Origin of the sequence: Streptomyces sp. NPDC047706, from assembly GCF_043204795.1 — a bacterium.
Lineage (GTDB): Bacteria > Actinomycetota > Actinomycetes > Streptomycetales > Streptomycetaceae > Streptomyces.
Genome location: NZ_JBIDCW010000009.1, coordinates 149177 through 159469 on the forward strand (window position 1 = coordinate 149177; position 10293 = coordinate 159469).

Consider the following 10293-nt stretch of genomic DNA (forward strand, 5'->3'; position numbering starts at 1 on the left):
TGCTCAGGCTCCCTTGAGCAGCAGCGACTTGCGGCTGGTGAACTCCGCGTTGGCCCGGTCGTAGTCGTCGGGGCGCCCGATGTCCAGCCAGTAGCCGTCGAACTGGTAGGCGTGCGGCGGGCGTTGGGCGGCGAGCAGGTCCAGCACCAGTTCGTCGAAGCCCAGCGGCAGTCCTGGTGTGTAGCCGTCGAGGGTGGCCCGGCAGACACCGTAGACGCCCATCGACACCCGGTAGTCGATGCTGGGCTTCTCGGTGAAGGCGACGACGCGGCTCGCGTCGGTGGTCAGCACCCCGAAGTCGATGTGCACCTTGCGGGCGTACGTGGCGATGGTCAGCGGCGCGCCCGATGCCTCGTGCCGCCGCAGCACGTCGGCGTAGTCGAGGTCGGTGAGCACGTCGCCGTTCATGACCAGGAAGTTCTCCGGCAGGCGCTCGCGCAGGTTCAGGAGCGGGCCCATGGTGCCGAGGGGGCTCTCCTCGGTGGCGTAGTCGACGCTCATGCCCCACTGCGTGCCGTCGCCGACATAGGCGCGGATGATCTCGCCGAGGTGGCCTATGGCGATGGTGCAGTGGGTGAAGCCGGCCGTGGAGAGCTGGCGCAGCACGATCTCCAGGATCGCGTGCTGATCGCCGATGGGGACGAGCGGCTTGGGCAGCGCGGTGGTGTACGGCCGCAGCCGGACGCCCTTTCCTCCGGCCAGGATGACTGCGTGCATGGCATACCTCCTGCGGGTACGTCCGGTCGGGTCAGATGTTGTAGATGCCGGTCTTGTAGCGGGCCAGGTTGGCCGGGTCGACGAACCAGCGGGCGGTCCGCGCGAGCCCTTCCTCCAAGGTGTGGCCCGGCCGCCAGCCGGTCGCCGCCGTCAGCCGGGTCGCGTCGGCGACGAGCCGCATCACCTCGGAGCCCGCGGGCCGCAGGCGCTCGGGGTCCTCGCGGACGTCGAGGGGGGCGTCCATCACCTTGCCGATCAGCGCGACCAGGTCGCCGACGGAGATCTCGCCGCCGGTCCCGGCGTTGAAGGTGCGGCCGACGACCTTCTCGGCCGGGGCGGTGCCCACCGCGAGGAAGGCCTGCGCGGTGTCCTGCACGAACGTGAAGTCACGGGTGGGACGCAGGTCGCCGAGGGTGATGGTGCGCTGTCCGGCCGCCACCTGGCCGACGACGGTGGGGATCACCGCGCGCATCGACTGGCGCGGGCCGAAGGTGTTGAAGGGCCGCAGCGTCGCCACGGGGGTGCCGAAGCTGGCGTGGTAGCTGTCGGCCAGCCGGTCGCCGCCCGCCTTCGAAGCGGCGTACGGGGACTGGGTGTTGATGGGGTGGTCCTCGGTGATCGGCACGGTCTGCGCGGTGCCGTACGTCTCACTGGTCGAGGTGTGCACCAGGCGCGGTGTCCCCAGCGCGCGCACCGCCTCCAGCACGTTGAGGGTGCCGGTGACATTGGTGTCCACGTAGCTGTGGGGGGCCTGGTAGGAGTACGGGATCGCGATGAGCGCGGCGAGGTGGTACGCGCAGTCGGCGCCGTCGAGCAGCGCGCGTACCGAGCCCGGATCTCGTACGTCGCCGAGGACGATCTCCACATGGTCGAGGACGTCGGCGGGCAGGGTCTCCAGCCAGCCGTAGGAGGAGAACGAGTTGTACTGGGCCATGGCCCGGACGCGGTGTCCGCGGGCGACGAGCGCTTCGGTGAGGTGCGAGCCGATGAACCCTTCGGCTCCGGTGACGGCGGCGAGCGGTGCGGAGGTCAACTCTCTGATTCCTTTCGTCGGTGGGAGGGCCGGGGTGCCGCCGGTGGTCGCGGCGGGCGGGGACGGGCGGGGTCAGGTGTGTGAGGACGGCCTGCCGAGCAGCCGGATCGCGCAGGCCGCCAGACAGAGCGCGGCCACAGCGCAGACGATCGGCAGCACGGCCGGACCCGGCGGCCGCTCCAGCCAGGTGACCGCCGCGGCGGCACCGGCGGCGGCCAGGCAGAGCACGGCCGGCGGCCAGGCCACCCCGAACGCCTGCAGGAGCAGGGCGGTCCACAGGGTCGCCGCGAGCAGCAGCGCGGCCGGGCCGGCCCCGGTCAGCAGGGCGGGGGGCAGCAACAGCAGCAGGTAGCCGGTCAGGCAGAGACCGAGGACGCCTGCCGAGCGGAGCACGAAGGCCCTGGGTGTCCGGCTGACCCGCAGCGCGGCGACGGACCAGCCCCGGTAGCGGTAGAGCAGCCACTCGGCCGGCCCCATGCTCAGCGTCAGGACGATCACCGCGTACGGGTGCCGCCGGCCCTCCAGCGTGACCAGCACCGCCGCGGCCAGCCCGAACAGGCCGTACGGGAGGGAGGTGACGAGGCGCGGGCGTGGACCGGCGGCGGCTGCCGGGGTGGCGAGGCCGGCCCGCAGGACGCGGGCGGTGACCGCGAGGGTGGCCAGCAGCGCCAGCAGGGGCAGCCCCACCCTCGGTACGGGGCCGGGCTGCCACCACGGCAGCAGCGCGGCACCCGCGATCAGCGGGGTGAGCGCGGCCAGCAGCAGCCGCTCCCGGCCGAGCACCAGCAGTACGCCCGCCGCCGCGAGGTACAGCGACTGCGCGGCGGCCACCGCCAGGACGGCACCGTCGCCTCCCGCGGGCAGCGCGGCCAGGCCCGTGGCCACGACCGCGCCCAGCGCCGCCCCTGCCAGCAGGGTGCCGGACGCTTCCCGACGGCCCGTCACCAGCCTGAGGTGCGCGCGGTGGCCGAGTGCCTGTCCCCACGCCCAGGAGGCGATGCCCGCCACGATCAGGACCGGGGCGTACCGGTCGACCGGCCACAGCGGGGCGGTGAGCAGGTAGGCCAGGGCGGGCAGCGCGAACAGCACGCCGCGCAGCAGGCAGCGCACCGTGTCGGGCCGCCACGGGTCGGGCGCCGCCGGCGGCTCGGGGTACGTCCGGGGTACCCGCGCGTACAGCGCCGACGCCAGCGAGAACAGGTTCGGGTGGCCGTAGCGCTCGTTGACGACGGCCGCGGACAGGCCGTCCGCCTCCAGCAGCGCGGCCACCTCGTAGGGGTGGACGGCCGGGCCGACGCGGTCGGCCAGTTCGGCGGCGAGCGCGCTGACCGCGTCCTCGTCGGGGCCCTGCCGAGGCACCCGGATGGCGAGCGTCGCGTCGTCCGCCGTGTCGTCCCGTGCCCAGCGGGGACGGCGGCGCCGGGGCCGTGCCAGCCGCAGCGCCAGCGTGTCCTGCTCGGCGCGGCCCGGTTCGAGGGATATCGGCCCGCTCATACGGCGAGACTCCCCGTGCCGGTGACCGCCGGTGCGGGCAGCACGATCCGGGCGGGCGGCTCCTTCGTGACCGTGGCGAGTTCGTGGTAGATCGCGCGGAAGGTGTCGATGGTCTGCCGCAGCGTGAACTGCTCGATCACCCGCAGCCGTGCCGCCTCGCCCATGGCCCGGCGCCGGGCGGGATCGCCCAGCAGGTCCAGCGCGGCGCCGGCCATCGCCTCCGGGTCGCGCGGCGGCACCACCAGGCCGGTGTCGCCGACGGCCTCCCGCACACCGCCGACGTCGGTGGAGACGGTCGCCCGCCCGCACGACATGGCCTCGATCAGCGTGAAGGGGAAGCCCTCACTGATGCTGGACAGCATCACGACGTTGCCGGCCGCGTAGGCGTCCTTGATGTCGTCGACACGTCCCTCGAACGTCACCGCGTCGGCGTGACCCAACTCGGCGGCCAGGGCCTCGCAGCGCTGCCGGTAGGCCTCCCCGCCCCGGGGCGTACCGCCGAACATCCGCAGCCGGGCGGCGGGCAGCCGGGCGCGGACGAGAGCGAAGGAACGGATCAGGGTCTCCAGGTCCTTGATCGGGTCGACCCGCCCGGCCCAGCTCAGGGTGGGCGCCTGCGGCTCGGGGCCGGCCGGGGGGAACGCGGCGGGGTCGACGCCGTTGTAGACGGTGCGGATCGACGCGGGGTCGGCGCCGCCCTGTTCCTCCCACAGCCGGTTGTAGCGGTTGCCGGGGGTGATCAGCGCCGCCCGGCGGTAGCTCTCCTCGGCCAGCAACCGGAAGAAGCCCAGGATCACGGCCTTGACCGGCCAGCGGTAGGGGGCGGTGCGGTAACCGAGGTAGCGCTCGCGCAGGTACACGCCGTGCTCGGTCAACAGCAGCGGTACACCGTGCCGTTCGAGGGCCGCGAGGCCGGGCAGCACGGCGACCCCGCCGCTGACGGCGTGTGCGACGCCGTCCGTTGGCGGTGGCGCGGTCAGCGGGCGCAGGGCGTGCTCGAGCAGGCCGGTGGCGGTGAGCGCGTCGTGCAGTGTCGGCCCCGCCTCGCGTACGGCCAGTCCGGGCCGCCGCCATACGGCGGCCAGGACCGCGATCGCGGTGTCGCCCCGCAGGAAGGGGCTGAGCACTCCGTCCGCCGCCGCCCGTGCCAGTTCGTACAGGGACGGCGCGAAACCCTGCTCGGCCCGTGGGTCGAGCAGCGCGGTCAGGAACCGCTCGTAGGCGCCGGCGACTCGCCGGTGGGCCCTGCCGCGGGGCGGGCGGCCCGCCGGGGCGTCGCCCCACATGGGGACGGACAGGACGCCGCGGACATGGTCCGGCAGGTCCCACACGACCCGCTCGCGGCCGGTGCCGGTGACGGCGATGACGTCGAAGCCGATGTCCGGCATACCGGTGACGAGCTGGTCGCACCACACGCTCACACCGCCGTGACTGTGCGGGTAGGTGCCTTCGGTGAGGAGGGTGACACGGGTCGCGCCGGAGTGCCGCCCGCTGGGGTGAACGTGCATCGGTGTGCTCCACGGCCGGGGTGTGGGTGGTCGTGCCGGTCCCGGCCGCCGACGGGCGGCCGGGACCTCACTGCCGGTGGGCCCGGTCAGCTCCCCGCGCCGGGGGAAAGGGGTTCGGCGACGCCCTCGGGCACGCGGGTGTCCGGTGCCGGTTCGCCGGCCGGGACGGGGCCGGCCGTGTCGGGGGCCGTGGAAGGGGCGGCGGACGCCGGGAGGGTGAGGGTGAGCGGTGCGTCCGCCGCGGTGGTCCATCCGGACCTGTCGCCCGCGTACGACTCTGCGAAGGCGGAGCCGGCCCGCGTGGTGCCCTCGGGCATCGTCGCGGGAATCGCGACGCCGTCGGGGCCCTCGACGGTGAGGGTGGTGCCGATGCGGTAGGCGGTGACCTGGCCGGCCTGTACGGCGCTGCGCCAGGCGGCGCGGCGCTGGAGTTCGGTCCCGATGTCACGCATCCGCAGGTTGACCACCGGGGTGTTCTCCGCGAAGAGCGTGGCGTAGCCGGCGAGCACGCCGTCGAGGACGGGGTAGGCTATGCGGTCCTCCGCCAGGTTCGACTGGTGGATGAAGTGCGGCTTGGGGTCGTTGGCGAGGACGTGGCCGAGGGCGATCTGCCGCTCCAGCGGCACGATGTGGTCCGTGTAGCCGGTGGCGAGGTCGAGCGGGGCGGGCAGGCAGGTGGTGGTGTCCGGGTTGTCCTCGCAGATGCCGCTGCCGCCCTGCGCGCGGCTGGTGTAGATCCAGTTGTACTCGTCGACCTGTTCGGCCGCCCGCCCGGCGTTGTAGAAGACGTTCATCGGGTGGCGGGGAACGGTGGTGGCGGGCCCGACGGTCCGCCCGCCGGACTCGCGGGAGTTGTCCGAGGCCAGCCACTCGATGCCGTTGTCGGCCAGGGCGAGTGCCAGATGGGGGTTGTCCGACGTCTGCTGCGGCAGCACCCGCAGCCCGGAGTGCTCTCCGGTGACCAGTTCACCGTCGTCCACCGGCAGTCCCGCGACCTCGCCCCACACACGGTTGTCGGCGATCTCGTCGGAGATGTCGTCGCGGCTGACCCAGTCGACCGACCCGTCGGCATGGGTGGCGCACCGCCACGGCACGACCGTGGTGTCCTGCCGGCAGCCGAGGAAGGCGTGCGTGTAGGTGTGGTTGACCCAGCGGAACTCGTCGCGCTCGGCGACGAACCGGTCGGCCAGCGCGTCGGCGCCGTCGTTGTCCTCGCGGTGGTCGACGCTGCCGGCTCCGTTGTAGGCGAGGTCGAGGGTGAAGCCGCGCTCGCGCTGCCAGGCCACGGCGTGGTCGACGTCGGCCGCGGTCATGCGGATCGGGTCGGGCGTGGCGTTCGGGTCCGTGCAGTCCACGTCGCCGGGCGTGCAGTTGAGCGTGGAGTTCCAGCGGTCGTCCGCCGCGAAGACGTCGTCGACGTGCACGGCGAAGTAGTTGCGGGACGCGCCCAGGTGGACTCCGCCGGTCATCCACGCGACGATGCCCCGCGCCAGCAGCCGGAACTGCTGCTGGTACCGGTTGTAGACGAAGGTCACGACGAGTTCGCGGCGCCCGTCGTGCCGGTACTCACCCACCAGCGAGCCCCGCTTGGCCGTGCCGGGGATGGCCGCCTCGACGTACGGGGTGAAGTCGGCGCCCGCCATCGGGGTCGACAGGTAGGCGTAGCTCTCGCCGACGGACGGCGAGTTGTCCTCGAACGGCACCACGCCTTCGAGGTAGCCGAACGGCCCGGACCGGCCGGCGTCGGTGACCTGGGCACGCACCCCGTCCACGCTGCCGGAGTAGCCGCCGTACACCGGGTACTGCAGCCCCGCCTCGGGGCGGGCGTAGGTGTAGGCGTCGACCTGCGGGATGTCGTAGGTCCGCTCGTAGGCCGCGAGGGCGGCCATCTCCGGGGAGTTCGCGGGAAACGGGTTGTCGTCGGGCAGTACGACGGCCTGGAACTTGGCGCGGGCCCGGCCGTCCACGGTGTCCGCGAGGAAACCAGGATCGATCACGGGCCGGTCGGCACGCGTGAGGTCGATCTCCGTGTACGGCGTTCCGGCGGCGTCCAGTTCGGCCGCGATGGCGTCGGTGGCCGGGCCGCCGTCGCTCACGACGAGCACCCGCAGATCGACGCGGGCGTCCGCGGCGGCGGGTGCGGCGGTGGCGGGCACACAGACGGCGGCTATCAGCGCGCCCGTCGTGAGCAGGGTGGTGCGTAAGGTCCGCTTCATGCGGTGCTGTCCCCTCCCAGGGCAGGGGTGAGTACAGCTCCGCGGAGCGGACGCACCCCCTTGCGTGCCGCCGGCTTCCCCCTCAGAGACCGGTCGTTCACGCATCCGTCGCGTCAAATGGTGGGGCACCTGTGAAGCTTTTGTGGTCCCGTAGCGAAACCTGACGGAAAAGCGCAGGTGTGCCTGCGGCTCCCGGTCGTCGGGGGACGAGGATCCGGCCACCCGCCACAGACTCCGGCCGGCCGCCGCTTCGGGACCGACTTCGCAGGTGGGAGGGGGAATACGAACCACCGGCGCACCCTGGGGGGCCCGCCGGTGGGGCTGTCGTCGACAGCGAGCTGTCCGCCGGACGACCATGGACCGGTTTCTGGTCATCACGTCCCGCCCGGCACGGGCGTCAGGCGCAGAGCACGCGCGTCTCGGGCGTGTGGACCGGGCCGCCGCCGACGCTCGTGGCGTCGCTGAACTCGGCGTAGAAGTACGAGTAGAAGCCGATGTTCCCGTTGCAGCCGGAGTCCGGGGCGACCTGCAGCGTCAGCGTCACGGTCCGGCTCTGGCCGGGCGGGATGGTCGCGCCGTAGTTGGCGCCGAGGTCGGCGGTGCCGGAGCAGGAGCTGATGCCGCTGGGCGCGGTGAGGGTGCAGCCCGTGAAGGAGTACTTCAGGTCGGGGCGCTGGGTGGTCAGCCAGGTGGGGTCGATCGTCTGGTGGACGAACCAGATGTCGTAGGTCTTGTTGTTCGTGAGGGTCATCGCCACGTTCACGGTGCCGCCGGGCGTGGTGGTGGCCGCGTCCGTGGTGAACGTCAGTTCGGCGGGGGCGGGGGCGGCGCTCGCGGCGGGGGCCAGGCCGAACACGGCGAGGACGAGGGCGAGGACGGTGGTGAGACCCAGGCGTCTCATCAAAGGTGATCGCATGGCCAGGGAGGCTAGGCACGGGGGCGACGGGGCGTCTGCCTCGATCCGAGGCCGTGATCCGGCGACGACCGAAAGCGCGCTTGGCGTGAAGGCCCTGCGGGGAAGTGTGACGGGATGCCGTGGATCGTATACGTGCACGCTGCCGCCGGTGCGGCACACCGGCCGGCGGAGCCACGGCGCGGGGGGCGATGCGCGGGCACCCGCCGGCGGTATTGGCGCGTACCGATCGGGCGGGCGGCTCCCCGGCCCCTGCCGGACCAGGACCTCACCGCTCGATCTCGGTCAAGGTGCGGCTTTTCGGCCTTTGCCCCCGGCTGGGCGCGTGCCGACCCGCGGAGACCGGTGTCCGGGCGTCCCGCTCGCGCGTCCGGCGTCCTCGTGCCGCACGGCGAGCCCCGGCTCGCCACCCCCCAGCCCCAGCGCGGCGCCGGGCAGTCGTGCCGCGACGACCGGCGCGAGGGAGCCGCGCCGCCATTTCCCGCAGGGCCGGGCCCGTACCGTCCCGGCGGCCGGTGACCCGGACGGCGAGGGTGACGGCGGGGCGACACCCTGTCCCCCGCGCGACGCGCCGAGCGCGGCGGCCACGTCGGCTGCGTCGCCGGCGCGCTCTCCTTCGCCTACTACCGCCGGGGCCTCGAGGCAAGCGGAGGCACCGGCAACGAGATCACCCCGGCCCGCGCGGTCGCGGACGGCATGTACTGCGCGCTCGCGCGGGCCACCAGGCCCCGCGGTCGGCCACGGCTCAGGCGCCCGTGCCCCCTGCGGAGCCCTGACACGCGCGGGCGATGAGCAGGGCCACGTCGTCGTGGTCACCCCCGTCACGCAGGGTGTGCAGCAACAGGTCGCAGGTGGCGTCCAGCGGCCGGGCGGGGTCGTCGAGGGCGGCGAGGAGGGCGTCCAGGCACGAGTCGATCGGCAGGTCACGCCGCTCCACCAGACCGTCGGTGTAGAGCACCAGCTGATCTCCCGGTGCGAAGTCGACGGTGGTGGCGTCGAAGTCAATGCCGCAGCCGCCCAGAGGCGCGCCCGTGGGCAGGGTGAGGAGATCGCGGGCGCCGCCGGAGCTGAGCAGGACCGGCGGCAGGTGCCCGGCGAGGGAGACGCAGCACTGCCCGATGCCGGGGTCGAACACGGCATAGACGCAGGTCGCGAGGGTGTCCAGACCGTCAGTGATGTGGTCGAGGTGATGCAGGACCTGGTCGGGCGCCAGATCGAGTTCGGCCAGCGTACGCGTGGCGGTGCGCAGCTGCCCCATGGCCGCGGCGGCCGCCACGCCGCTGCCCATGACGTCACCGACGACGAGCGCCGTCTTGTCGCCCGCCAGGGGAATGACGTCGAACCAGTCGCCGCCGATCTCGATGGTGGCCTGCGCGGGGCGGTAGCGGTAGGCGACGTCGAGACCGGGGCGCTGCGCAGGGGGGTGCGGCAGCAGGCTGCGCTGCAGGGTGAGGGCGGTGCGGCGCTGCTCTTCCACGGCACGGTGCCGGTCGGTGACGTCGACGCTGGAGGTGGCCACTCCCAGCACCTTCCCGTTGGGGGCTTCGAGCCGGTAGAACGAGATCGACCAGGCGTGATCGTTGTCCGGGTCGGCCGCCGTGCGGCCCACGGTGTACTGGTCCAGGATCGGGATCCCGGTGGCGAGGACCTCGCGCATGGCTGCCTCGAAGGACTCGTCGAGGAAGGGCAGCACCTCGCCGACGTGGCGGCCGACGTGCTCGGCGGCCGGCACGCCGTTCATCCGTTCCTCCGCGGGGTTGACGGAGATGTACCGGAGCTCGGTGTCGAGCATTCCCAGCCCGATCGGGGACTGGGACACCAGCTGGTCCGACAGGGACAGGTTCCGCTCCACCCGCCGCAGTGTCGCCTGGTCCGCGGCCAGCCCCAGCGCCCAGTACTCGCGCTGGTCGTCCAGCAGTCGCATGTTGCGGAACTCCACCAGGCGCGTGCTGCCGTCCTTGTGCCGGATGGGGAAGACCCCCGCCCAGCTCCGGCCGTCCCGCATGACCTGGGCGAACAGTGCCAGCACCGTGTCGAGGTGCTCCTCGTCGATCAGCAGGCGGCCGGCGTACTGGCCGACGGCCTCGTCGGCCGTGTAACCGAAGAGGATCTCGGCCTGCGGGCTCCAGAGATCGATCCTGCCCGCGGAGTCGAGGAGGACGGCGGCCACGTTCAGCACGTCGAGCAGGCCGCCCGGCCCCGACGCGACCACACCCGCCGCGCCGGGCTCACCCCGGAACGGTTCGGTCGCACCCATGCCCAAGGCTCCCTCCGGCCGCCGATCGCACTGCCGTCCGCCGGACAGGACCGCGAGTCGGCCGGCGTCCGTACTCCGGCCACTCCATCCTGCCTCTCCGCCACCGACGCGCGCACGCCAACCGCTGGGCCGACGGCCCGGCCGGCTCCTCGGCG

General features: G+C 73.3%; 7 protein-coding genes and 1 pseudogene. 1 reads left to right on the forward strand and 7 read right to left on the reverse strand.

Annotation, left to right across the window (positions count from 1 at the left end; translation table 11 throughout):
- Nucleotides 1-3: 3 nt before the first annotated feature.
- From ACGF8A_RS13515 to ACGF8A_RS13540, 6 genes are all read right to left on the reverse strand, one after another.
- Nucleotides 4-717, reverse strand: coding sequence for an NDP-sugar synthase (locus ACGF8A_RS13515; RefSeq protein ID WP_393107471.1), 714 nt, complete (start codon nt 715-717; stop codon nt 4-6).
- 31 nt (nt 718-748) lie between these two features.
- Nucleotides 749-1750 carry a GDP-mannose 4,6-dehydratase gene (locus tag ACGF8A_RS13520; protein WP_393107473.1) on the reverse strand — a complete coding sequence of 334 codons (1002 nt, stop codon included), beginning with the start codon at nt 1748-1750 and terminating at the stop codon, nt 749-751.
- Nucleotides 1751-1822: 72 nt separating this feature from the next.
- A complete protein-coding gene (locus ACGF8A_RS13525) occupies nt 1823-3244 on the reverse strand; it encodes a hypothetical protein (protein ID WP_393107476.1) in 1422 nt (473 codons plus the stop codon).
- The gene (gene pelF, locus ACGF8A_RS13530; protein WP_393107478.1) at nt 3241-4752 is read right to left on the reverse strand and encodes a GT4 family glycosyltransferase PelF; all 1512 of its coding nucleotides are present in this window, start codon (nt 4750-4752) and stop codon (nt 3241-3243) included. Before pelF ends, ACGF8A_RS13525 begins: the two co-directional genes overlap by 4 nt.
- An 86-nt stretch (nt 4753-4838) precedes the next feature.
- Entirely contained in the window at nt 4839-6968 is a 2130-nt protein-coding gene (locus tag ACGF8A_RS13535) for a hypothetical protein (protein ID WP_393107480.1), read from the reverse strand.
- A gap of 397 nt (nt 6969-7365) precedes the next feature.
- Complete coding sequence (locus tag ACGF8A_RS13540) at nt 7366-7884, reverse strand: hypothetical protein (RefSeq protein WP_393107482.1); 519 nt, start codon at nt 7882-7884, stop codon at nt 7366-7368.
- 543 nt (nt 7885-8427) lie between these two features.
- Between ACGF8A_RS13540 and ACGF8A_RS13545 the strand changes: the two are divergent.
- Nucleotides 8428-8673: pseudogene (locus tag ACGF8A_RS13545) on the forward strand (hypothetical protein); the annotation flags it as partial.
- Here ACGF8A_RS13545 and ACGF8A_RS13550 read toward each other — a convergent pair.
- Nucleotides 8627-10138 carry a SpoIIE family protein phosphatase gene (locus ACGF8A_RS13550; RefSeq protein ID WP_393107484.1) on the reverse strand — a complete coding sequence of 504 codons (1512 nt, stop codon included), beginning with the start codon at nt 10136-10138 and terminating at the stop codon, nt 8627-8629. The pseudogene ACGF8A_RS13545 and the gene ACGF8A_RS13550 overlap by 47 nt on opposite strands.
- Nucleotides 10139-10293: the final 155 nt, after the last annotated feature.

Excerpts from the sequence above, each read along its gene's own strand:
- ACGF8A_RS13535 (WP_393107480.1), bottom strand. The coding sequence starts at position 6,968 with ATGAAGCGGACCTTACGCACCACCCTGCTCACGACGGGCGCGCTGATA.
- ACGF8A_RS13540 (WP_393107482.1), bottom strand. The coding sequence starts at position 7,884 with ATGCGATCACCTTTGATGAGACGCCTGGGTCTCACCACCGTCCTCGCC.
- ACGF8A_RS13525 (WP_393107476.1), bottom strand. The coding sequence starts at position 3,244 with ATGAGCGGGCCGATATCCCTCGAACCGGGCCGCGCCGAGCAGGACACG.
- pelF (WP_393107478.1), bottom strand. The coding sequence starts at position 4,752 with ATGCACGTTCACCCCAGCGGGCGGCACTCCGGCGCGACCCGTGTCACC.
- ACGF8A_RS13515 (WP_393107471.1), bottom strand. The coding sequence starts at position 717 with ATGCACGCAGTCATCCTGGCCGGAGGAAAGGGCGTCCGGCTGCGGCCG.
- ACGF8A_RS13550 (WP_393107484.1), bottom strand. The coding sequence starts at position 10,138 with ATGGGTGCGACCGAACCGTTCCGGGGTGAGCCCGGCGCGGCGGGTGTG.